The sequence below is a fragment of the Citrobacter sp. CK180 genome, from assembly GCF_030333655.1.
Taxonomy (GTDB): Bacteria; Pseudomonadota; Gammaproteobacteria; order Enterobacterales; family Enterobacteriaceae; genus Citrobacter_B; species Citrobacter_B koseri.
The window spans coordinates 260,375-283,787 of the sequence record NZ_JAOWFM010000052.1; the positions used below are offsets into that span (position 1 = coordinate 260,375).

The 23,413-nt window shown below is 53.8% G+C and carries 23 protein-coding genes and 3 tRNA genes; 17 read left to right on the forward strand and 9 right to left on the reverse strand.

The window, feature by feature from the left end:
- Positions 1-7 precede the first annotated feature (7 nt).
- Both rimI and OGV50_RS14895 read right to left on the reverse strand, forming a co-directional pair.
- Positions 8-454: a ribosomal protein S18-alanine N-acetyltransferase gene (rimI, locus tag OGV50_RS14890; RefSeq protein ID WP_012134203.1), complete on the reverse strand. Its 447-nt coding sequence runs from the start codon at positions 452-454 to the stop codon at positions 8-10.
- Complete coding sequence (locus OGV50_RS14895; RefSeq protein ID WP_024130737.1) at positions 423-836, reverse strand: DNA polymerase III subunit psi; 414 nt, start codon at positions 834-836, stop codon at positions 423-425. The genes rimI and OGV50_RS14895 overlap by 32 nt, the downstream gene beginning before the upstream one ends.
- A 103-nt stretch (positions 837-939) precedes the next feature.
- On the opposite strand from OGV50_RS14895, the gene rsmC reads away from it, so the two are divergent.
- From rsmC to OGV50_RS14915, 4 genes are all read left to right on the forward strand, one after another.
- Positions 940-1,968: a 16S rRNA (guanine(1207)-N(2))-methyltransferase RsmC gene (gene rsmC, locus OGV50_RS14900; RefSeq protein WP_047459087.1), complete on the forward strand. Its 1,029-nt coding sequence runs from the start codon at positions 940-942 to the stop codon at positions 1,966-1,968.
- A gap of 206 nt (positions 1,969-2,174) precedes the next feature.
- Positions 2,175-2,261: transfer RNA gene (locus tag OGV50_RS14905), tRNA-Leu, on the forward strand.
- Between the two features lie 27 nt (positions 2,262-2,288).
- Positions 2,289-2,375 (forward strand) — tRNA-Leu (locus OGV50_RS14910).
- Positions 2,376-2,407: 32 nt separating this feature from the next.
- Positions 2,408-2,494, forward strand: a tRNA-Leu gene (locus tag OGV50_RS14915).
- A gap of 39 nt (positions 2,495-2,533) precedes the next feature.
- On the opposite strand, the gene OGV50_RS14920 is transcribed toward OGV50_RS14915, so the two are convergent.
- A complete protein-coding gene (locus OGV50_RS14920; RefSeq protein WP_080516675.1) occupies positions 2,534-2,770 on the reverse strand; it encodes a DUF1435 domain-containing protein in 237 nt (78 codons plus the stop codon).
- Positions 2,771-3,022: 252 nt separating this feature from the next.
- Here OGV50_RS14920 and OGV50_RS14925 point away from each other — a divergent pair, with 252 nt between their 5' ends.
- Both OGV50_RS14925 and fhuF read left to right on the forward strand, forming a co-directional pair.
- Positions 3,023-4,090, forward strand: a complete 1,068-nt coding sequence (locus OGV50_RS14925; protein WP_012134209.1) for a GGDEF domain-containing protein — start codon at positions 3,023-3,025, stop codon at positions 4,088-4,090.
- A 122-nt stretch (positions 4,091-4,212) separates the two neighbouring features.
- Positions 4,213-5,001 (forward strand): siderophore-iron reductase FhuF, encoded by a 789-nt coding sequence (gene fhuF, locus OGV50_RS14930; protein WP_200091319.1) that lies wholly within the window; start codon positions 4,213-4,215, stop codon positions 4,999-5,001.
- A gap of 30 nt (positions 5,002-5,031) precedes the next feature.
- Here fhuF and OGV50_RS14935 read toward each other — a convergent pair whose 3' ends face one another.
- Positions 5,032-6,375, reverse strand: coding sequence for a PTS sugar transporter subunit IIC (locus OGV50_RS14935; protein WP_200091317.1), 1,344 nt, complete (start codon positions 6,373-6,375; stop codon positions 5,032-5,034).
- Positions 6,376-6,738: 363 nt separating this feature from the next.
- Here OGV50_RS14935 and OGV50_RS14940 point away from each other — a divergent pair, with 363 nt between their 5' ends.
- Complete coding sequence (locus OGV50_RS14940; protein ID WP_012134213.1) at positions 6,739-7,197, forward strand: YbaK/EbsC family protein; 459 nt, start codon at positions 6,739-6,741, stop codon at positions 7,195-7,197.
- A 64-nt stretch (positions 7,198-7,261) separates the two neighbouring features.
- Here OGV50_RS14940 and bglJ read toward each other — a convergent pair whose 3' ends face one another.
- Both bglJ and OGV50_RS14950 read right to left on the reverse strand, forming a co-directional pair.
- On the reverse strand, positions 7,262-7,930 hold the full coding sequence (gene bglJ, locus OGV50_RS14945; protein ID WP_049008312.1) for a DNA-binding transcriptional activator BglJ: 669 nt from the start codon (positions 7,928-7,930) through the stop codon (positions 7,262-7,264).
- The gene (locus tag OGV50_RS14950) at positions 7,891-8,613 is read right to left on the reverse strand and encodes a LuxR C-terminal-related transcriptional regulator (protein WP_058668534.1); all 723 of its coding nucleotides are present in this window, start codon (positions 8,611-8,613) and stop codon (positions 7,891-7,893) included. Before OGV50_RS14950 ends, bglJ begins: the two co-directional genes overlap by 40 nt.
- A 569-nt stretch (positions 8,614-9,182) precedes the next feature.
- Between OGV50_RS14950 and OGV50_RS14955 the strand changes: the two genes are divergently transcribed.
- The 7 genes from OGV50_RS14955 (at position 9,183) to OGV50_RS14985 (ending at position 15,509) form a co-directional block, all read left to right on the forward strand.
- Positions 9,183-9,959 (forward strand): threonine/serine exporter family protein, encoded by a 777-nt coding sequence (locus OGV50_RS14955; protein ID WP_114847990.1) that lies wholly within the window; start codon positions 9,183-9,185, stop codon positions 9,957-9,959.
- The gene (locus tag OGV50_RS14960; RefSeq protein WP_200091315.1) at positions 9,950-10,423 is read left to right on the forward strand and encodes a threonine/serine exporter; all 474 of its coding nucleotides are present in this window, start codon (positions 9,950-9,952) and stop codon (positions 10,421-10,423) included. Before OGV50_RS14955 ends, OGV50_RS14960 begins: the two co-directional genes overlap by 10 nt.
- Before the next feature lie 124 nt (positions 10,424-10,547).
- Positions 10,548-11,087 carry a primosomal protein DnaT gene (gene dnaT, locus OGV50_RS14965; protein WP_049008309.1) on the forward strand — a complete coding sequence of 180 codons (540 nt, stop codon included), beginning with the start codon at positions 10,548-10,550 and terminating at the stop codon, positions 11,085-11,087.
- A 2-nt stretch (positions 11,088-11,089) separates the two neighbouring features.
- A complete protein-coding gene (gene dnaC, locus OGV50_RS14970; protein WP_049008305.1) occupies positions 11,090-11,827 on the forward strand; it encodes a replicative helicase loader DnaC in 738 nt (245 codons plus the stop codon).
- Between the two features lie 63 nt (positions 11,828-11,890).
- A complete protein-coding gene (locus OGV50_RS14975; protein WP_104867807.1) occupies positions 11,891-12,382 on the forward strand; it encodes a YjjA family protein in 492 nt (163 codons plus the stop codon).
- Positions 12,383-12,636: 254 nt separating this feature from the next.
- A complete protein-coding gene (opgB, locus tag OGV50_RS14980; protein WP_058668532.1) occupies positions 12,637-14,928 on the forward strand; it encodes a phosphatidylglycerol--membrane-oligosaccharide glycerophosphotransferase in 2,292 nt (763 codons plus the stop codon).
- 65 nt (positions 14,929-14,993) lie between these two features.
- Positions 14,994-15,509, forward strand: a complete 516-nt coding sequence (locus OGV50_RS14985) for a GNAT family N-acetyltransferase (protein WP_286488604.1) — start codon at positions 14,994-14,996, stop codon at positions 15,507-15,509.
- A gap of 185 nt (positions 15,510-15,694) precedes the next feature.
- Here OGV50_RS14985 and tsr read toward each other — a convergent pair whose 3' ends face one another.
- A complete protein-coding gene (gene tsr, locus OGV50_RS14990) occupies positions 15,695-17,359 on the reverse strand; it encodes a methyl-accepting chemotaxis protein (protein ID WP_012134223.1) in 1,665 nt (554 codons plus the stop codon).
- A 366-nt stretch (positions 17,360-17,725) separates the two neighbouring features.
- Between tsr and btsT the strand changes: the two genes are divergently transcribed.
- From btsT to yjiA, 3 genes are all read left to right on the forward strand, one after another.
- A complete protein-coding gene (gene btsT / locus OGV50_RS14995) occupies positions 17,726-19,876 on the forward strand; it encodes a pyruvate/proton symporter BtsT (RefSeq protein ID WP_047459136.1) in 2,151 nt (716 codons plus the stop codon).
- A gap of 131 nt (positions 19,877-20,007) precedes the next feature.
- Complete coding sequence (locus tag OGV50_RS15000) at positions 20,008-20,211, forward strand: YbdD/YjiX family protein (protein WP_024130742.1); 204 nt, start codon at positions 20,008-20,010, stop codon at positions 20,209-20,211.
- Positions 20,212-20,222: 11 nt separating this feature from the next.
- Complete coding sequence (yjiA, locus tag OGV50_RS15005) at positions 20,223-21,179, forward strand: GTPase (protein ID WP_024130743.1); 957 nt, start codon at positions 20,223-20,225, stop codon at positions 21,177-21,179.
- 109 nt (positions 21,180-21,288) lie between these two features.
- Here yjiA and OGV50_RS15010 read toward each other — a convergent pair whose 3' ends face one another.
- Both OGV50_RS15010 and OGV50_RS15015 read right to left on the reverse strand, forming a co-directional pair.
- A complete protein-coding gene (locus OGV50_RS15010; protein ID WP_200091309.1) occupies positions 21,289-22,353 on the reverse strand; it encodes a DUF2955 domain-containing protein in 1,065 nt (354 codons plus the stop codon).
- Positions 22,343-23,410: an HlyD family secretion protein gene (locus OGV50_RS15015; protein ID WP_012134228.1), complete on the reverse strand. Its 1,068-nt coding sequence runs from the start codon at positions 23,408-23,410 to the stop codon at positions 22,343-22,345. The genes OGV50_RS15010 and OGV50_RS15015 overlap by 11 nt, the downstream gene beginning before the upstream one ends.
- Positions 23,411-23,413 lie beyond the last annotated feature (3 nt).

The window sequence follows — 23,413 nt, forward strand, 5'->3', positions numbered from 1 at the left end:
CCTTGTCTTACATACTGATTGGCAATGCCATGATTATCGCGTCCTCACGCCCGTCAGCCGTCGGGTAGTAATTACGGCGCACCGTTGCCTCATTAAAACCTAAACTTTCATAGAGTGCGATGGCGGCGGCATTTGAGGCGCGCACCTCCAGCCATAACGTCAGGACGCCGCGTTTTTCCAGTTCATCAATCAGATGTTCCAGCAGTTCTCGCCCCAGCCCCCGACGCTGAAAATCTGGATCGACCGCAATATTGAACAGCGTCGCCTCATCCAGCACCACCTGCGTAATCGCGAACGCCGCCATCTTTCCGCCGACCGTCAGTTGATAGTTGAGGTAACGTTCGCCCTGATTGCTGGCAAAGGTTTTTTCACTCCACGGAAACGCATGGGCGCGTTTTTCAATCAGAAACGCAGCAGGTAAATCAGTCGGATTGAGGGAAGAAATCGTGTTCATATGCGCAAATTTGTTGCCATAGTGCGGCGCGTGCCGTTGGGTTTGCCCGTAATTCATTAAACGCAGGACTTGTCACCTGAGCGCCTTCCAGCAGCAAAGGCTCTTCAGTACCCAGCCGCCAGCTGTTGCACCGGCTGCCTTCCGGCAGCATGGCGACGCGGTCAGGCGTCAACGGTAATACCTGGTCGGGACTGACGGTCAATGCGCGCAAAATATCGCTCATCAAGGGTTCGGTCAGCGCCGGTAATTCTTCCGCCACGACCACCAGACGAACGTGCGCAGGAAGGGAAATCGCGATTTCCCCCTGTAGCGCGCCAGGGCGACGCAGCGACCACTGGGTAATGCCCAGTTGCTGTAATTGCCAGTCTCGTCGGGATGTCATAGCGAAACGCTCCTGTCTGTCAGGGGCGCAAATATAGCAAATTCGTCGAAACTGCGCCAACAAACAACTATAATCGCCGCCAGGAACAATAGAGGAACCTTTCATGTCTGCTTTTACCCCGGCAAGTGAAGTCTTGCTGCGCCACAGTGATGATTTCGAACAAAGCCGTATTCTGTTTGCCGGAGATTTGCAGGATGACCTGCCAGCCCGCTTCGAAAGCGCCGCCAGCCGCGTGCATACGCAACAATTCCACCACTGGCAGTTGTTAAGCCAGCTGATGGGCGAGAAGGCGCGCTTTAGCCTGGTCGCCCACGCTGACGACGTCGCGGACTGCGACACGCTGATCTACTACTGGCCGAAAAATAAACCTGAAGCCCAGTTCCAGTTGATGAATATCCTGTCGCTGCTGCCGCTCGGCACCGACATCTTCGTGGTGGGCGAAAACCGTAGCGGCGTTCGCAGCGCAGAGCAAATGCTGGCCGACTACGCGCCGCTGAACAAAATCGACAGCGCGCGCCGCTGCGGGCTGTATCATGGCCGTCTGGAAAAACAGCCTGTCTTTGATGCGGAAAAATACTGGGGCGAGTACCGCATTAACGATCTGACCATCAAAACGCTGCCCGGCGTTTTCAGCCGCGACGGTCTGGATGTCGGCAGCCAGTTGCTGCTTTCCACGCTGACGCCACATACCAAAGGCAAAGTGCTGGATGTCGGTTGCGGCGCAGGCGTGCTCTCTGCGGCCTTAGCCAGCCACTCGCCAAAAGTGCGTTTAACCCTGTGTGATGTTTCCGCGCCTGCCGTTGAGGCCAGTCGCGCAACGCTTGCGGCAAACGGCGTTGAGGGTGAGGTGTTCGCCAGTAACGTCTTTTCTGACGTAAAAGGGCGTTTTGATATGATCATCTCTAACCCGCCGTTCCACGATGGAATACAAACCAGCCTGGATGCCGCGCAGACGCTGATTCGCGGCGCGGTTCGCCACCTCAACAGCGGCGGTGAGTTACGTATCGTGGCTAACGCCTTCCTGCCCTACCCGAAAGTGCTGGATGAAACGTTTGGCTTCCACGAAGTGATTGCGCAAACCGGGCGCTTTAAAGTTTACCGCACGGTGATGACGCGCCAGGCGAAGAAATAGAGTGGTCATCGTAGGCCGGATAAGGTGCCTGCACCGCCATCCGGCATGGTTTGCGGATGCCAGATGGCACTTCGCTTATCCGGCCTGCGGTTAGCGCCCATTTTTGCAGCAATCAATCCATCCTGCGTAATTAACTATTGACGAAAAGCTGAAAACCACTAGAATGCGCCTCCGTGGTAGCGATTCTTTTTAAGAATCGATGGTATGCGAAGGTGGCGGAATTGGTAGACGCGCTAGCTTCAGGTGTTAGTGTCCTTACGGACGTGGGGGTTCAAGTCCCCCCCCTCGCACCAAAACCACGTTGATATTGCTCGCACTGGGCGAAGGTGGCGGAATTGGTAGACGCGCTAGCTTCAGGTGTTAGTGTTCTTACGGACGTGGGGGTTCAAGTCCCCCCCCTCGCACCAACGAGGCGATATCAAAAAAGTAAGATGACTGTGCGAAGGTGGCGGAATTGGTAGACGCGCTAGCTTCAGGTGTTAGTGTCCTTACGGACGTGGGGGTTCAAGTCCCCCCCCTCGCACCAATTATCTTATTTCCCTTCTCTGTTTTACGTCTTGTTTGTTCATCCCTGATTCAAATTCATCATAACCAGCACCATGCCGCTGATCAGCGCGACACATGACGGCAGCAGGACGAAATGCCGTAAGCGTTTGTGATACAGCATCAACGAAGTCAGCAGTAATCCTAATACAATCAGTACCTTCCATGCGTCAATGGAGAGGCCGGCAAACGCCAGTCCGGTAATGAAAATACCCGGCAACAATATCCCCCATCCACTGCCCAGTGTACGCTGCAACATGGCTTTACCTCTGATACCGATAATGATAACCAATAGCATATGATAAAATTTATCATTTGTCAGCAGTTCGTCACACTTCCTTGTATGAGATTGTTTTAACAATTGATGACATGAATTCAGCAAGGTGATAGATTGGGCGGTGGTTAACTTACAAACAATAAAAACGTTTATTTATGCGGGCTTTTTCCCGCACGTTATTTTTCATTTTGGCCCCAACCAGCGTAATTCATAGATAAATAACGACATTCAGATATGACAGCTCAATCCTGGCGCGCACTACGCACCAAAAAATATCAATTCTCTTTACGCCTTTTTCTGTTTCTCAATGCGGTGTCCGGGCTGTTTACGCTTGTCTTTCCTCTTTATGAGGTCAGGGCTGTCTCAGTCCCGGCAATACTGCTCTTTGTTGCAAGTACGTTACTTCTGATATGGCACGGAAAATATACGCATAAAAAGATTAATATCCCCTTTATTTCTGTTATATCAGGCATATTGTGGGCCTGGCATATCACACTGAAATATAATGCTATGAACCATAGCGATTATACTTTTCTACTCATCGCCCTTCTCTGCGTGTTATTTATTGGCTCCATCGCCTTTGCTAATAATATCATTGCGTTTACGTTCCATTCATTGCCTTCCGTTCTGGCCTGCCTGTGGCTTAATGGCAGCGAACACGGCATACGGATTATTTATCTCATGGCGCTCCCGATGGCGGGCATTGCCATCCAGCATGTTATTCAAAAACGCTATGACGATTTCGCTCAACAACTGATGTACAAACTGCTGGAAGAGAGAGAAACGCTGAACGGGCTGAGTATGCTCGATCCTTTGACTGGCCTGTATAATCGCCGCGGCCTGCAAAATAAGCTGAATACGCTCCTTGCTCTGGAAACGCACGAAGAACACTACGTATTGCTGCTGGATATCGATCACTTCAAAGCTTATAACGATCACTATGGGCACATGATGGGCGACCAGGCTCTCATTCGCGTTTCAGCCGCGATTCGTGACGCTGTCCGTTCCCGGGATATTGTCACCCGTTTTGGCGGCGAAGAGTTTATGGTCCTGCTGACCGCGACCGATCCACAGGAGGCGCGCACGACCGCCGAACGTATTCGCCAGAAGGTCTACGATCTCAAAATCCCACATATGTTTAATGTCAGCGTGGCGACCAATGTCACCATCAGCGTTGGCATTGCGCCGCTACTGGGTCAGGACATGGAGGCTGCAATCGTCAAAGCGGATAAAGCGCTGTATGAGGCCAAAAACCTGGGGCGCAACAACATTCTTGCGAGTGACGAACTGCGTACGGTCTGACACAGGGCGATATCATCGTGCTACCGCGCACAGCGTCACGACAAAGCGCTTGCCATCGACTATCGCTATCATTAGGATTAGCAATCATTATCATTTAGATTACTATCCTTATATACAGCGCTATGCCTTACCGTTCCGCACCGATCATTGAAGATGTCACCTGGCGAGCCCATCTCCAGCCTGAGATGCCCTCGCTGGCTGAAGCCGTGCGTGAAACGATAACCCGGACGCGCGAACATCTGCTTGATTTTATTCGGCTGGACGAACCGCACCCAACGGGCGCCATGACGCTGGCGCAGTGGGCTCGACCGGGTACGATGCGCTCCCTGCTGGCTATCTATTCCGACCATATTTATCGTCATCAACCGACGCAACCACGCGAAAATAAGCCGCTCATTTCGCTTTGGGCGCAATGGTATATCGGTCTGATGGTACCGCCTCTGATGCTTGCCCTGCTCACCCAGGAAAGGGCCATTGACGTTTCGCCCGAGCACATGCACGTTGAGTTCCACGAAACCGGACGCGCAGCCTGTTTTTGGGTTGATGTGCATCAGGACGAGCGGGCAACCGCGCATTCTCCTCAACAGAGAATGGAAACGCTGATCGTCTCTGCGCTGATGCCGGTCGTTCAGGCACTGGAATCAACCGGCGATATTAACGGTAAGCTTATCTGGAGTAACACCGGGTATCTGATCAACTGGTATCTGACCGAAATGAAACCGCTATTTGGCGAAGCATTGTTGGTAACGCTGCGCCAGAGCTGTTTCTTCGAAAAGCAACTTTCCAGTGGCCAGGATAACCCGCTGTGGCGTACCGTCGTCCCTCGCGAAGGTCTGCTGGTGCGCCGAACCTGCTGTCAACGCTACCGGTTGCCAGACGTTCAGCAATGCGGTGACTGTACGCTGAAATAAACAAGGCGCCGCTGCGCCTTGTTCAACACGTCAGGCCATCTGCTGGCTCTCCTCTTCTGCACGCCCGGCTTCTTCTGCCTCTTGCGCCAGAAGCTGCTTCTCATAAACCTTAAAGAACGGGAAGTATATGATGGCGGACACCAGCGCCAGTATGACCACCAGGATCGCCGCACGATAGTCCCAGCCCAGTGCCCACGCAGCGCCAACCGGTGCAGGCGCAGTCCACGGCACCACGGAAATCACCCGCCCAATCAGATCCAGCTTCATCGCCGCCCACGCCAGCACGGCGTTCACCATTGGCGCCAGCAGGAACGGGATAAAGAACACCGGGTTCATCACAATCGGCGTCCCGAAAATAACCGGTTCGTTGATATTAAAGATACTCGGCACGACGCTTAAGCGGCCAATAGAGCGCAAATGTACGGAACGGCTGCGTAAATAACAAATCACCAGCCCCATCGTAGCGCCAGAACCGCCAATGACGATGAAGAAAGTCCAGAAGGCTTCCATGAAAATGTGCGGCAACGACGCCCCCTGCGCCAGCGCGGTCTGGTTCATACCGAGATTGGTCAGCCAGAACATTTGCAGCATCCCGGAGACAATCGCCGCTCCGTGAATCCCCGCAAACCACAGCAGATGCCCAATCAGCACCGCCAGCAAAATAGCGGGCAACGAATCCGCAGCGGAAACCAGCGGTTTAAAGATCGCCATGATCGCCTGTGGGATCAGCATATCGAACTGCGACTGGATCGCAAGGCTCAGCGGATACAAGGTCAGAACCACCACCAGCACCGGGATCAGCAGATCAAAGGAGTTCTTGATCATCGGCGGCACCTGGTCGGGCAGGCGAATGCCAATGTTATGCGCCTTCAGGAAGCGCATCATTTCAACACAGTAAATCGCCACCAGAATCGCGGTAAAAATCCCCGTTCCGCCCAGGCTGTCAACCGGCATAGTGCCGTTTGTTTTCGGCGCGGCAACCAGCAAGAAGGCCATGATCGAGAGCATAGCGCACATAAACGGATCTAACTGATGCGATTTAACATAGTGTTTGCCCAGGTTATAGGCAATGGCCGCACAGATATAGATGGACATGATCCCCATCGTCATATCAAACGGCGTCAAAATCTGGCTTTCAAACTGTTTCGCCAGCGCCAGCCAGCCACGGGCAAATCCCCAGGTGGTGTCCGGTGAGAAAGGAGGATAGGCGAAAACCAGCAGGAAGGAGCCGACAATCATAAACGGCATTGCCGAAATGAAGCCATCACGAATAGCCATAACATGACGTTGTGAGGAAATACGTCCGGCAACGGGACTCACGTAGTTTTCGACAAACCGAAAAATCACATTAAACACAGCATGGTTGGTAGACATAGCGTTCTCCTGTCAGTCAAAACAACATAGACGTGCTGGCAGCAGCACCGCCGTGTAAGGGTCCATTACTACTTTTCGCGACCGCGCCGGGGAGAACACCAGCGATACAGCAGAGAGAATGAAGTTTCATAAATGGCTCTTATTATGTGATACAGAGGAAGTGACAGGTTCAGTATTAATCCCCGCCCGCCGGACTGCAACCGGTTACTGTAACCGGTTTCCGTGAATGTGAAGACGATCGAAAAATCGTTCATGCTGCTGGTTTATTACATAAATTATTTACAGTGCCGCTTTCCTTATGACAAATTACGCCACGCGGTTTTCTGAAAAACAGGACTGCTAATACAGCGTCAGGAGAAAAGAATGAGTCTGCAATCGGTACGGCAGTTTCTGGCCGAACGTGCCCCGGATATTGAAATCATCGAATTAAATCAGAGTACGGCGACGGTGGAACTGGCAGCGAAAGCGCACAATGTCGCGCCAGGACAGATAGCAAAAACGCTTTCGCTTAAGGTGAAAGACGACATTATTCTGGTTGTCGCCAAAGGCGATGCCCGCCTGGACAATAAGAAACTCAAGAGCACGTTTGGCGCGAAAGCGCGAATGCTCAGCAGCGATGAAGTCGTGATCGCCACAGGGCACCCGGTCGGCGGTGTCTGCCCTTTCGGGCTGGAAACGCCTCTGCCCGTCTATTGCGACGTCTCATTAAAACATTATGCTGAAGTCTTACCAGCAGCAGGGGCAACGCACAGCGCAGTCCGAATCTCCCCCGACAGAATGGCAGAACTCACTTCAGCAACCTGGATTGATGTGTGCCAGTGATGCTATTTGTGCCCGGGCGATAAACCCGGCACAAGCAACCTGTAAATACAGAGCGACTACAGAATTACGCGGATAAGCGACCTGGCTTTTCGGCGCGCAGAGACAGCAGGATATCCGCCGCATCAAGCAATCCGGCATCTGAACTGACGCCCAGTTTAGACATCACATTAAATTTATGGGCGCGAATCGTCTTGATATTGCGTTCCAGCTGGACGGCTATCTGTGGCATCGAATAACCATTCGACATAAAACGCAGAATTTCACGCTCAGTGGGGCTTATCATTCGGCTCTGATTGAGATACCAGAGGTTCAGAGTATGTTCCGTCACCTCTCGCTTACTGTTCAATAATAAAAAGAGCTTTTCCTGCAAACTGGCCAGTGACGACGCTTTACTTAAGACCCCATCTAACGGCGAAGGCGACAGCGAATCAATTAACCGGGCTTCCGCATCATCATCCGCGATGACCAGTCGGCGCACACGAGGAAAATTCACAGCCAGTTCCGCCAGATAAGCCAGCCCCATCCGGCGATCTTCCCGCATTGCAGAAAGTGAAAAAATAACGACGGAAAAGGGAGTACTTAACATCGCTTTCTGGAAAGCAGATTGAGTTGGAAAAATATGAAGTTTATATTGGCAATCAGGAAACGCGTCAAATAAACTTTTCATTCCAATACTGCTCATTACGCACTTCTCTATGAGTGCGACATTTCCCTTGGCAATTCGGTTTTCCATTCAGTAGCATCTCCATAAACTGAAGGTAAATTCAATTCTCTTGCTCCCTGAGAACTGTTTATCCAGGCATACATCTCAGCATTGCTGTGTATTGACAGACGCCGCATCGCACTGTTTTTCTGCGCGCTAATCGTTTTATTACTCTTCTTAAGCAACATCGCTATCTGATTAATCCCCCAACCCTTACCCAGAAGCCGTAACACTTTCCGTTCCGACAGCGTAAGAACAACCGGACGATGGCCAAAACTCGAGACGTCTGGCAGAGCGGGAGATAGCAGCGTCTTACTGATCCTGTCCGTATGGGCATTGCCTGCTTCAATCACGTTTACCAGATTCTCAACCGGTTCAACGTCAGACAGCAACGTACTGAAGGGGCTCATCAGAAGCTCAATCGCCTGTGAGTAAAACGCACGGGAAACAAGAAATATCCAGTGAATATCATGGTATTGAGATAATAAAGCGTAAAATTGCTCGCAGACAGCGCGGGGATGTTTACATTCTCCCGTTAAATCCGTAATCACTACATCGGAGCGGCGCAGCTGCATTAATGTCAGTTCTTCTACGGAACGGCAGTACATCAGTTCATAAGCAGGGAAATGGCCCTGCACCACCTCTTTTAACCCCGTCTGTATAACAGGTATTTTACTGATAATAATTATGTTTTTGCGGCATCCTGGCAACATATCTCCTCCATATCCACAGGTCTCCCCTCCTGTTCACTCATTAATAAATAATATAATTAATGAGAAAAACAGACGTGGTAATAGACGAAGTGAATTGTTTATCCTTGGCTTTTATTTGAAATGTTATAGCAATAACGACTCTATACAATGATCCGCATAGTATAAAATCACCAAACTATTATTGCATAATTACCGCTAAAAATAATTGCGGTACAATTAAATTAACTAAATTAGATCATTAGCATTTCTAACATATGCAAGGGGAATTTAATAAACTCACTCTATGTTTCGCATCAGATAGTTATGCTTTCAGGAAGCACAAGAAAAGAATATCGTCTCATTAATTTCAGAGGTTACAGACGATACGTCATTCCCTGTCATTCACGTCCGACGTAAGGCATTCAATATACTGCAATTATGACATTCAGCGACTGATTGTCTGGCATCCTGCCTCTTTATTCATCACAAAATTGATCTTAGCCAGAGCCAAAAGGGTCGGGCTTCATGATACAAAGAAGACTTTCGTCATTCAGATGGTACGCAACGCGTCTTTTCAGTCAGGGCGAGTCATGCAAACAGAGCAGTCGTTACAGCGAACGGTTACACGGTTATGTATTCAATGCGGGCTTTTTTTACTGCAACACGGCGCGGAGAGCGCGCTGGTTGATGAACTCTCCACCCGCCTGGGATTGGCGTTAGGGATGGACAGCGTGGAAAGCGCCATCTCCTCCAACGCTATCGTTCTCACCACCATTAAAGATGGGCAGTGTCTGACATCGACACGTAAGAACCAGGATCGCGGCATTAATATGCACGTTGTCACGGAGGTGCAGCATATTGTCATCCTGGCCGAACATAATTTGCTGGATATAAAAGGCGTAGAGAAGCGCTTTAGCCAGCTCAGACCGTTGCGCTACCCGCGGTGGCTGGTGTCGCTGATGGTCGGGCTTTCCTGCGCCTGCTTCTGCAAACTGAATAACGGCGGATGGGATGGCGCGGTGATCACCTTTTTCGCCAGCATGGTGGCGATGTATATTCGCCAGATACTGGCGCATCGGCATTTACACCCACAAATCAACTTTTGCATCACCGCTTTTGTCGCCACCACCATTTCCGGCCTTTTGCTTCGCTTGCCCACTTTCAGCCATACTCCGACCATCGCCATGGCCGCCAGCGTCTTACTGCTGGTGCCGGGGTTTCCGCTGATTAATTCCGTCGCGGATATGTTTAAGGGCCACATTAATACCGGTCTGGCGCGCTGGGCGATTGCCAGTCTGTTAACGCTGGCGACGTGCGTCGGCGTGGTGATGTCGATGACGCTGTGGGGGCTACGCGGATGGGTGTAATCGATTTTCTTCTGGCGCTGATGCAGGACATGATTCTCTCCGCAATCCCGGCAGTGGGCTTTGCGATGGTGTTCAACGTGCCGCACCGGGCGCTCCCCTGGTGTGCGTTGCTCGGCGCGCTGGGCCACGGCTCACGCATGGTGATGATGACCACCGGGTTTAATATCGAATGGTCGACATTTATGGCCTCGCTGCTGGTAGGGAGCATCGGCATTCAGTGGTCGCGCTGGTATCTGGCGCACCCCAAAGTCTTTACCGTCGCGGCAGTCATCCCGATGTTTCCGGGGATATCCGCCTATACGGCAATGATATCCGCCGTTAAAATCAGCCACTTTGGCTACAGCGAACCGTTGATGATCACATTGCTGACCAATTTCCTGAAAGCCTCCTCTATTGTCGGCGCGCTTTCCATCGGGCTTTCCGTTCCCGGTCTGTGGCTGTATCGCAAACGCCCACGGGTGTAATGCTTTTCTCCCTGCGCTCAGGCAGGGTGAGGCCGCTTTCCCTCACCCTGCCGATATCTCCCGTCTGTGTGTTACTATAAAAACAGTATTCCTTCTCGGTTGTGGTTCCCTGTTGAGAAACATTATGTCTTCCAGAATTTTGACCCCGGACGTCATCGGTATTGACGCCTTATTACACGATCACAACGCGGTGCTGGCAAAATCGGCAAGCGGCGCGGTGGCGGTCTTCGCCAATAACGCGCCCGCGTTTTATGCCGTGACGCCGGCACGTCTGGCGGAACTGCTGGCACTGGAGGAAAAGTTATCGCGCCCGGGAAGCGATGTCACACTGGATGCTCAACTCTACGAAGACTCCCAGGCCGCGCCTGTGGCCGTTCCGCTGGGGAAATTCGCCATGTACGCAGACTGGCAGCCGGATGCTGACTTCCAGCGGCAGGCTGCGCTGTGGGGCGTCGCGCTAAGGGAACCCGTCACCGCCGAAGAGCTGGCCTCGTTTGTGGCTTACTGGCAAGCGGAAGGTAAGATTTTTCACCACATCCAGTGGCAGCAAAAGCTGGCGCGCAGCGTGCAAATCAGCCGGGCCAGTAACGGCGGTATGCCGAAACGTGATGTGAACAACGTCAGCGAACCTGACGACCATATTCCACCTGGTTTTCGAGGGTAACGATGAAAAACGTTGGCGACCTGATGAAACGTCTGCAAAAAATGATGCCAGCAAATGTTGAGCCTGCATTCAAAACGGGCGAAGAACTGCTGGCATGGCAGAAAGAGCAAGGCGAAATGCGTGCGGCAGCGCTGGCGCGTGAAAACCGGGCGATGAAAATGCAGCGCACGTTCAACCGTTCCGGCATCCGTCCGCTGCATCAAAACTGCTCGTTTGATAACTATCGTGTTGAGAACGACGGGCAGATGAACGCGCTGAGCAAAGCGCGGCAGTACGTCGAAGAGTTCGACGGCAACATCGCCAGCTTTATCTTTTCGGGCAAACCCGGCACCGGGAAAAACCATCTCGCGGCGGCAATCTGCAATGAACTGCTGCTGCGCGGAAAATCGGTTTTGATCATTACCGTCGCCGATATTATGTCCGCGATGAAAGGCACCTTTAGCAATCGCGAAACCAGCGAAGAGCAGTTGCTCAACGATCTCAGCAATGTGGATCTGCTGGTGATCGACGAGATCGGCATGCAGACCGAATCCCGCTATGAAAAAGTGATCATCAACCAGATCGTCGATCGCCGCTCATCATCCAAACGCCCTACCGGAATGTTAACCAACAGCAATATGGATGAGATGACCAAACTCCTTGGCGAGCGCGTAATGGATCGTATGCGTCTGGGAAACAGTCTGTGGGTGATCTTCAACTGGGAAAGCTACCGTAGCCGCGTCACCGGCAAAGAGTATTAAGACCATTCCGACCCAGGCAAGCGCTATACTGCGACGAAAGGTACACACACACGAGTCATAACGATGAAAACCACAAAACGTCTTCTGTGCTGCGCGGTTGCCGCCAGCGCGTTTATCGCCACCAGCGCCTTCGCCGCGTCCTGGCAGGATTCTCTCTCCAGCGCCGCCAGCGAACTGAGCAAACAAAGCAGCTCTTCACAGCAGGGCGGCATGTCGCTGTCTTCCCTGACCAGCCTGCTGAATGGCGGCAATCAGGCATTAAGCGCTGATAACATGAACAACGCGGCAGGTATTTTGCAGTATTGCGCGAAACAGAAACTGACTTCCGTTACCGATGCGGAAAACGTTAAAAACCAGGTGCTGGATAAACTGGGTCTCGGCGCCACCGAACAGAAGCAGGACACCAATTATCTGGATGGCATTCAGGGTCTGCTGAATACCCAAAACGGCGAACAGCTTAGCCTGGATAACATTGGCAGCACGCCGCTGGCGGAAAAAGTGAAAACCAAAGCCTGCGACCTGGTGTTAAAACAGGGGATGAACTTCATTTCCTGATGCGCCAACATGCCGCGTTTCAACCGTTTAGCGTTGAGCGCGGCCTGACCTCTCTCTTTCTACTTCTCTCTGTCTCGCCTTCCCCGCATCACGGGAAGTGACGACGATCAAAAAAGCCAGGTTCTAAACCAATTCTTAATCACTGCACATTTTAATGTCACCATAATTGCAGCAATATGACATCGCCATTACATTGTATGTCCTGAAAAGAGATTACGCCGCCTGCCGAATGCAGATTTATTGAGGATCATCAGTTGTCTGAGTTACTTTCCATCGCCCTGTTTCTCGCGTCCGTGCTGATTTATGCGTGGAAAGCGGGTCGCAACACCTGGTGGTTTGCCGCCATTTTAGCGGTACTTGGGCTTTTTGTTGTCTTAAATATTACGCTCTATGCCAGTGATTACTTTACCGGTGACGGCATTAACGATGCGGTTCTCTACACGCTGACCAACAGCCTGACGGGTGCCGGCGTCAGCAAATATATTCTGCCCGGCGCCGGTATCGTACTTGCGCTGGCCGCCGTATTTGGCGCGTTAGGCTGGGTTCTGCGCAGGCGTCGCCACCATCCTCACCATTTCGGCTACAGCCTGTTGGCGCTCTTACTGGCGCTGGGATCGGTGGATGCCAGCCCGGCATTTCGCCAGATCTCCGAACTGGTCAAATCCCAGTCGCGCGATGGCGACCCGGACTTCCCGGCTTATTACAAAGAGCCGTCGAAAACGATCCCGAATCCGCAGCTCAACCTGGTCTATATCTACGGTGAAAGCCTGGAGCGCACCTATTTTGATAACGATGCCTTCCCGGATCTCACGCCGGAACTCGGCGCGCTGAAAAACGAAGGGCTGGATTTCAGCCACACCATGCAATTGCCGGGCACAGATTACACCATCGCCGGAATGGTCGCCTCGCAGTGCGGCATCCCGCTGTTTGCGCCGTTTGAAGGCAACGCGTCGGCTTCCGTATCCAGCTTCTTCCCGCAGAATATCTGCCTGGGCGATATCCTGAAAAACTCCGGCTATCAGAACTATTTTGTGCAGGGCGCAAATCTGCGTTTCGCCGGAAAAGACGTGTTCCTCAAATCCCACGGTTTCGACCACCTGTATGGTGCGGAAGAGTTAAAAACCGTGGTGGCAGACCCGAGCTATCGTAACGACTGGGGCTTTTACGACGATACGGTGCTCGACGAGGCATGGAAAAAGTTTGAAGAACTCTCTCGCTCCGGCCAGCGTTTCTCGCTGTTTACGCTGACGGTGGATACTCACCACCCGGACGGGTTTATCTCACGCACCTGTAACCGCAAGCGTTACGACTTCGACGGTAAGCCGAACCAGTCCTTTAGCGCCGTCAGTTGCAGCCAGGAGAACATTGCCGAATTTATCAATAAAATCAAAGCATCGCCGTGGTTTAAAAATACCGTCATCGTGGTTTCCTCCGACCATCTGGCGATGAACAACACCGCGTGGAAGTACCTGAACAAACAGGATCGCAACAACCTGTTTTTCGTGCTGCGCGGCGACCAGCCTCAGCAGGATACGCTGGCGGTGAAACGCAACACGATGGATAACGGCGCGACCGTGCTGGATATTCTGGGCGGGGATAACTTTATCGGCCTGGGGCGCAGCAGCCTCTCCGGTCAGTCGCTGTCGGAAGTCTTCCTGAACAGCAAAGAGAAGATCCTGGCGATGAAGCCGGACATTATTCGCCTGTGGAACTTCCCGAAAGAGATGAAGGATTTTACCGTCGATCGGGATAAAGACATGATCGCTTTCTCAGGGAGCCACTTCCGCCTGCCGCTGCTGTTGCGAGTGTCGGATAAGCGCGTCGAACCACTGCCGGAAAGTGAATACTCCGCCCCGCTGCGTTTCCAGCTGGCTAATTTTGCCCCACGCGATAACTTCGTCTGGGTCGATCGCTGCTACAAAATGGCGCAGCTGTGGGCGCCGGAGCTGGCGCTCTCCACCGACTGGTGCGTTTCACAAGGGCAACTGGGCGGGCAACAAAGCGTCCAGCACGTCGATAAAGCACAGTGGAAAGGCAAAACGGCGTTTAAAGATACGGTTATCGATATGGAGCGTTACAAAGGCAACGTTGATACGTTGAAGATCGTCGATAACGACATTCGTTATAAAGCCGACAGTTTTATCTTTAACGTGGCTGGCGCACCGGAAGAGGTGAAGCAGTTCAGCGGTATTTCACGACCGGAATCGTGGGGGCGCTGGTCTAATGCGCAACTGGGTGATGAAGTGAAGATTGAATACAACACGCCGTTACCGAAGAAATTCGATCTGGTGATCACCGCCAAAGCCTTTGGCGCGAATGCTAATCGCCCTATTCCTGTTCGCGTAGGCAAGGAAGAACAGACGCTGGTGTTAGAGAACGAAGTCACCACAACAACGCTGCATTTTGATAACCCGTCAAATGCCAGTACGCTGGTGATTGTGCCGCCCGACCCGGTATCGACCAATGAAGGCAATATTCTCGGCCACTCCCCGCGTAAGCTCGGTATTGGGATGGTTGAGATTAAAGTGGTGAATGCCGAAGGCTAAATTTAGTACAGGCCCGATAACACAACGTTTATCGGGTCTGCGCAATCCACGCTATACTCCCGCGCATGAAGATGACTTTTCGCCCTACCACGCTGGCTGATATCACCGTCATGCCCGCCATTGAACGCTCTGCGGGTCAACGCTTTCGGGACGTGCCTGCGCTGGCATGGATAGCCGACGGCCCTGTTATTTCAGTTGAACAACACCGGGAACACGCCGCAAAAGGATTGAGCTGGCTGGCGCTGGCCGATGAGCGTCCTGTCGGTTTTTTACTGGCCGAAGCGCTGGATTCATCGCTGTTTATCGCCGAGGTGTCTCTGCTGCGTGACTGGCAGGGAAAAGGCATTGGCCGTCAACTGATTGCGTACGTCGCGGAGCAGGCGCGCAGCGGCGCTTTTGATGCGCTGACGCTTACCACCTTTCGGGACGTGGCGTGGAATGCGCCGCTCTATGCGCGAATGGGATTTGTGGTGCTGGATGATGAGAACCTGTCGCCAGGGTTACGTCAAAAGCGAGAGGAAGAAGCGGCGCACGGTCTGGCGTATGAATCACGCTGCGCCATGCGCCTGAGGCTGGTCTGAAGCGCCCGATGGCGGCTGTCGCCTTATCGGGCCTACATAGCACCGCATCCATACCGTAGGCCGGATTCATCCGGCAACACAGCAACTCCCTACCCGTAGGCCGGATAAGCGCCAGCGCCATCCGGCAACACAGCAGCTCCCTGCCCGTAGACCGGATAAGCGCCAGCGCCATCCGGCATGACGGCTTAGAAGGTTTCCCAGTTATCGCCGCTATCCGCGACGGCTGCTTTACGCGGCAGTACAGACGCAGAAGCCGGTTTCACCGCTGCGGCATCACGCGCACGCTGCTGTTCCTGCTGAATGCGGAATACGGCAACGGCCTGCGTCAAGCGGCTGGCCTGCTCTTCCAGCGCGGCAGCGGCGGCGGCAGACTCTTCCACCAGCGAGGCGTTCTGCTGGGTAACGCGATCCATCTCCGCTACCGCCAGGCCAACCTGGTCGATACCACGGCTTTGCTCATCAGATGCCGAGGCGATTTCCCCCATGATATCGGTCACACGCGTCACCGCGTTCACGATTTCATCCATCGTTTCACCGGCGCTTTCGACCAGCGTTGAGCCCACATCCACACGGCTGACGGAGTCTTCAATCAGGCTCTTGATCTCACGCGCCGCCTGCGCACTGCGTTGCGCCAGGTTGCGAACTTCACCCGCTACCACGGCAAAACCACGACCCTGTTCACCCGCACGCGCCGCTTCTACCGCCGCGTTCAGTGCCAGGATGTTGGTCTGGAAAGCAATACCGTCGATCACACTGATGATGTCGGCAATTTTCTGCGAACTGGAAGCAATATCACGCATCGTTTGCACGACGTTATCCACCACTTTACCGCCTTTCTGCGCGGTTTCAGACGCGCTCAATGCCAGATGGCTGGCCTGTCGCGCGTTCTCGGCGTTCTGTTTCACCGTGGCGGTCAGCTCTTCCATGCTGGCGGCGGTCTCTTCCAGAGAGGCGGCCTGCTGTTCAGTACGGGAAGAGAGATCGTTGTTGCCCATCGCGATTTCGCTGGCGCCGCTGTAAATCGCATTCGCGCCGTTACGCACATCACCGACGGTACGAACCAGCTCGCCCTGCATATGACGCAGGCTCTGCGCCAGTTGTCCCATTTCGTTAGAGCCTTCCACATCAATGCGCTTCACCAGATCGCCGTTCGCAATATGACGAATACTTTCGATCAGACGGTTCATCGGCGCGATCAGGGAGAGCTTAATACCGAACCAGACGGCGACAATCACCAGCAGCACAACGATTAACACGCTCGCCAGTACCCACATCGCCTGGCTGTATGAACGGTTATTATCTTCTACCGCAATGTCATACAGACGATCGTTCTGCTGCATGTAGTTAACATACTGCTTCTCAAAACCGTCTTGATAACCCTGAGTGGGCTGATCGAAGAAGTCGTTGATCTTACCTGCGCCCAACAGCTGGATCAGCTCCGCCAGCGCATTATGGTAGATATCGTAGTTACGCTTGATCTCCACTGCCGCCGTTTCACTCTGGCGCGGATCGCGAGGCAACGCTTCGTACTCAGCCCAGTGTTTTTCCGCCAGTTTCAGAGAGGTCGTCGCAATTTGCATCAGATCGGTAACGGTCGCACCGCTGCCAATATTGTTCTGATCCATCATGTAACGGATACCCGCCCGGTTCAGGGTGTTTCGCGTTTGCAGCAGCGCAACCCAGCTGGCGTTCAGCGTGGACTGTTGCTGACGAATGGTTTGCAGAACGGTGAAGTTCTCTTTGTCATTCTTCAATGAGTTAAAGAACAAACCGCCTGAGGTGAGTTGTAAAAGGCCAAATATTGCCAGGACCAGCAGCAAGCTGGTCACAATCTTGATTCGTTTTAACATGTTTTCTCTTTCCGCTAGACAGATACCAGAATTTTCGGCCTGGAAAGGGAAAACTTTACCGAATTCGTACTGGTTGGGACGATATCAGCACGAATGATTCGCCGTTCACGATCGACGAAAAAGAAATGCTGGATTTTAATTAGTGATCTCAATCACATAAATGGCCGCATCCCGCCGTCGGAAAAACCACTCACTGACACTCCTGACCGCTTAAGCCCACATATAACCACTCACTTATTTACCTTACTTTACGCGCGCGTATCTCTGGCAGGATCACCTCAGCATAGCAGTCAATTTACCTCCTCAAACACAGACTCAAACCCAACGGCTTCGGCCAATTATTAATCTTAAAAACCAGGTTTTACTATGGATACGAAAAAGATATTCAAGCACATACCCTGGGTGATTCTTGGAATCATCGGTGCATTCTGCCTCTCGGTCGTCGCCTTACGCAGAGGTGAGCACGTCAGCGCCCTGTGGATCGTGGTCGCTTCCGTCTCTGTTTATCTGGTGGCTTATCGCTACTACAGCCTGTACATCGCCCAGAAGGTGATGAAACTCGACCCAACGCGTGCTACGCCTGCGGTCATTAATAACGACGGCCTGAACTACGTCCCGACAAACCGCTACGTACTGTTTGGTCACCACTTTGCCGCTATCGCTGGCGCCGGCCCGCTGGTCGGCCCGGTTCTGGCCGCGCAAATGGGCTACCTGCCGGGTACGCTGTGGCTGCTGGCGGGCGTAGTGCTGGCCGGTGCGGTACAGGACTTCATGGTGCTGTTTATCTCTTCCCGCCGTAACGGCGCGTCTCTCGGTGAGATGATCAAAGAAGAGATGGGCCCGGTGCCGGGCACCATCGCCCTGTTCGGCTGCTTCTTAATCATGATCATCATCCTCGCGGTACTGGCGCTGATCGTGGTAAAAGCGCTGGCCGAAAGCCCGTGGGGCGTCTTCACCGTTTGCTCAACCGTACCTATCGCGCTGTTTATGGGGATCTACATGCGCTTCCTGCGTCCGGGACGTGTGGGTGAAGTCTCCGTTATTGGCATCGTGCTGCTGGTTGCCTCTATTTACTTCGGCGGCGTAATTGCGCACGACCCGTACTGGGGCCCGGCGCTGACCTTTAAAGACACCACCATTACCTTCGCGCTGATCGGTTACGCGTTTATTTCCGCACTGCTGCCGGTATGGCTGATCCTCGCCCCGCGCGACTATCTGGCAACCTTCCTGAAAATCGGCGTTATCGTCGGTCTGGCGCTGGGGATTCTGATCCTCAACCCAGAGCTGAAAATGCCGGCGATGACCCAATACATCGACGGTACCGGCCCGCTGTGGAAAGGCGCGCTGTTCCCGTTCCTGTTCATCACCATCGCCTGTGGCGCGGTATCTGGCTTCCACGCGCTGATCTCTTCCGGTACGACGCCGAAACTGCTGGCTTGTGAAACCGACGCGCGTTTCATCGGCTATGGCGCAATGCTGATGGAGTCTTTCGTGGCGATCATGGCGCTGGTTGCGGCGTCTATCATCGAACCGGGTCTCTACTTCGCGATGAACACCCCGCCAGCGGGCCTCGGTATCACCATGCCGAACCTGCACGAAATGGGTGGCGAGAACGCGCCGCTGATTATGGCGCAGCTGAAAGACGTCACCGCACACGCGGCGGCAACCGTCAGCTCCTGGGGCTTTGTAATTTCGCCTGAGCAGATCCTGCAAACCGCGAAAGACATCGGCGAACCGTCGGTACTGAACCGCGCAGGTGGCGCACCGACGCTGGCGGTCGGTATCGCTCACGTATTCCACAAAGTGTTGCCGATGGCTGATATGGGCTTCTGGTATCACTTCGGTATTCTGTTCGAAGCGCTGTTCATCCTGACCGCGCTGGATGCAGGCACCCGCTCCGGCCGCTTTATGTTGCAGGATCTGCTGGGTAACTTCGTCCCGTTCCTGAAGAAAACCGACTCTCTGGTTGCTGGCGTCATCGGTACTGCGGGTTGCGTCGGTCTGTGGGGCTACCTGCTGTATCAGGGCGTGGTTGATCCGCTGGGCGGCGTTAAGAGCCTGTGGCCACTGTTCGGTATCTCCAACCAGATGCTGGCCGCCGTGGCGCTGGTTCTGGGCACCGTGGTACTGGTTAAAATGCAGCGCACCAAATACATCTGGGTTACCGTTATCCCGGCAGTATGGCTGCTGATCTGCACCACCTGGGCGCTGGGTCTGAAACTGTTCAGCACCAACCCGCAGATGGAAGGTTTCTTCTACATGGCTAACCAGTACAAAGAGAAGATTGCCAACGGCAGCGAACTGACCGCGCAGCAAATTGCCAATATGAACCACATCGTCGTGAACAACTACACCAACGCAGGCCTGAGTATTCTGTTCCTGGTAGTGGTGTACAGCATCATCTTCTATGGGTTCCGTACCTGGCAGAAAGCCCGCACCATCAACGGTCGTACCGATAAAGAGACGCCGTATGTACCGGTGCCGGAAGGCGGCGTGAAGACCTCTTCACACCATTAATCGGATGCCGGGTGGCGCTACGCTTACCCGGCCTACAAAATGCAGTTAACGTAGGCCGGATAAGGCGCAAGCCGCCATCCGGCAAAACCAACGCCCGGTTCGCTGGGCTTTATTCATATCTGGATGAGAAAATGTTTGGTAACTTAGGTCAGGCAAAAAAATATCTCGGCCAGGCGGCGAAGATGTTGATTGGCATTCCAGACTACGACAACTATGTCGAGCATATGCAAACCAATCATCCAGACAAGCCGTACATGAGCTATGAAGAATTCTTCCGCGAGCGCCAGCAGGCACGTTACGGCGGCGACGGAAAAGGCGGCATGCGCTGCTGTTAATGGAGGCACTGATGACCCCGATTGCAGTTACCCTACTCACCGGTTTTCTCGGCGCGGGTAAAACCACCCTGCTGCGCCACATTCTTAACGAAAAACACGGCTACAAGATTGCCGTTATCGAAAACGAATTCGGCGAAGTTTCCGTTGACGATCAGCTGATTGGCGATCGCGCCACCCAGATCAAAACCCTGACCAACGGCTGCATTTGCTGCACCCGCTCCAGTGAACTGGAAGACGCGCTGTTAGACCTGCTCGACAACCTCGACCAGGGCAATATCCATTTCGACCGTCTGGTGATTGAGTGCACCGGCATGGCCGACCCCGGCCCGATTATTCAGACCTTTTTCTCCCATGACGTGATTTGCCAGCGCTACCTGCTGGACGGCGTGATTTCGCTGGTCGATGCGGTACACGCCGACGAGCAGATGAACCAGTTCACCATCGCCCAGTCGCAGGTCGGTTATGCCGACCGCATCCTGCTGACCAAAACCGACGTGGCGGGAGTTAGCGAAAAACTGCGCGAACGCTTAGCGCGCATCAACGCCCGCGCCCCGGTTTACACCGTCACGCACGGCGATATCGACCTCTCCCTGTTGTTCGACACCAACGGCTTTATGCTGGAGGAGAACGTGGTCAGCGCCACACCGCGCTTCCACTTTATCGCCGACAAACAAAACGATATCTCATCAATTGTGGTGGAGCTGGATTATCCGGTAGACATCAGCGACGTTTCCCGCGTAATGGAAAACCTGCTGCTGGAGTCCGCCGAGAAACTGTTGCGCTACAAAGGAATGCTATGGATTGAAGGCGAACCGAACCGCCTGCTGTTCCAGGGCGTCCAGCGCCTGTACAGCGCCGACTGGGACCGCCCGTGGGGCGACGAACAGCCGCACAGCACGCTGGTGTTTATCGGCATTCAACTGCCGGAAGACGAGATCAGAGCCGCGTTTGCGGGGCTGAAGAAGTAACCCTCATTCTGGATTGCCCGGTGGCGCTGCGCTTACCGGGCCTACAAATCAACTACGTAGGCCGGATAAGGCGCAGCCGCCATCCGGCACTCACTCCCCCTCCCCCCACTCACTCAGTAATCACAAACCGCGTCGCTGCAAAGCAGTTGAGGATGCGGTGGACCAGAAACACCATCGTCAGCGTCGCTACCAGCGCGACGGTGACTGAAGTGATGCGGTACAGATCGCTGAACACCAGATCGCTGTCCGGGTGCAGGTTCTGGCCGAACATAATGCCGATGGTGGTGATACTGGCAAAACCGACGCCCGCGCCAACCTTTTCCATCACATGCAGACGAGCGCTGAAGCCTAGCCCGAGACCGATCAGCGGCATCATCAGCAGCATATGGTTGCTGAAGTCATAAATAAGCAGTTGCACCAGCAGAATATACAGGCAGGCCAGCACCACGCCGACGACGCGCCAGATCGAGCTGATCACCGCGCCACGATAGTGCATCGGAAACAAAATCAAAATTCCCGCCATCAGCGCCGACAACGAATCGCTCAAATCGCAGATCTGGAAAATCACAAAGATCATCGTCGCCACGGTGCCGGAAAGCAGCGACTCATGGCGAATACGGGCATCATCCTTCTCAATACGCGGCGGCAGCTGACGCGGTTCGACATCCGGGATCAGATAGTGCAGCAGCGCGCTCAGGGCTACCGCCATCACGCAGGCCTCCATATTGGAGAACATCAGCGTGTGCCAGTTGGTGCCAGGGTAACTCATAAAGTTGAGCATCGTGCTCTGGCACACCACGCCCATCGAACCGAGCAAAAACAGCGGCCCCTTGCTCATAAAACGAAAGCGCATCACGTACAGGCCAAACACCACCAGCGTCATAATTACCGGCCACTGTGAGAGATAGCCGACAATCAACACCATTTCAACGCAGTTCACCGCCGCGCTGAATACAAACTGACGAGCCACATGGCGGTTAAACACCGGCACCAGCGACAACAGCATCAGCGGATAAACCACAAAAAACACGCCGTACTGCACGTTGTAAAAGGTCGAGATACTCAGCGCTATCGTCCCGGCAACGGAAATACGCACGGTCTGGCGAAAATCATTGGCGGTGTAGACAATATTCCCGTGCGGCGTAAAGACGTGGGCCAGGGCGTTAATAGACATAGTGAAGCCAGCTTACCAGGTGGATCTGCGCCCCTGCAAAGGTGCGGGCAAACATCCCCTCACTGTTATACAACTGCACCGTAGCACGAGCGCCGGTCGGCAGGGGTTTCTCCAGCGGGGTATCCAACGCAACGTGAATGCGCATACGCTGGGCATCGCGCACCCAGCGCGTTGACTGTTCCGGCTGCGACAGCTGTCCGTTAACCGCTTCCTGCCCGGCCAGAATCCCGGCGTCGCTGCTGGTCACATGCGCAGGAAACACTTTGCCCGGCATGGCGTCAAACACCACTGCGGCATCGGTATTTACGCGGGTGTGACGCAGGCTTTTCTCACGAAAATCGGCCACAATATCGGTCTGGTTACTGACCAGCGCCATCAAAGGCGTAGCGGCGGTGGCGTAAAGCCCAGGGTTGAGCTGGAGATTGCTCACCGTCCCGTCGGTTTCCGCCCGCACCTTCGTCCAGCCCAGGTTCAGTTGCGCCTCCTCCAGCGCATTGCGGTATTTTTGCAGCGTCACATTGCGACTGTCGTCGCGTTCACCGCGCTGGATCAGCAGGTTCTGGATACTGGCATTCAGCGCCGCCACCGACTGCTCGCTGGTCTGCCAGGTGGTGCGCACTTTATCCAGATCCGACTGCGAAACATTCTGCATCGCACTCAGCCGCTGATAGCGATCAAGCGTGAGCTTATCGTTGCGGGCGGTGTATTGCGCGGTGCGCAGGTTGGCGCGCGCAGAGGCGATCTGCGCATCCAGCTGTTGGTTGCTCAGCTTCGCCTGCTCAAAGGCAATCTGTGCGGCCTCAACTTTATTGATAAACGGCGTTGGGTCCAGTTCATACAACAGGTCGCCCTTTTTCACCTGGCTATTGTTGCGTACGTAGACGTGCGAGACATAGCCGGAGACGCGCGAGGAGACCGGCGTCACCACGCGCATCACGGTGGAATCCGGCGTCAGCGGGATCCAGATATCGGCAACAATAAACCAGGCGAATATCGCAAGGAAAGCGGCAATACTCACCCTTACCCAACGGGCAAATTTTTGTTCTGGGGTCATCATAGT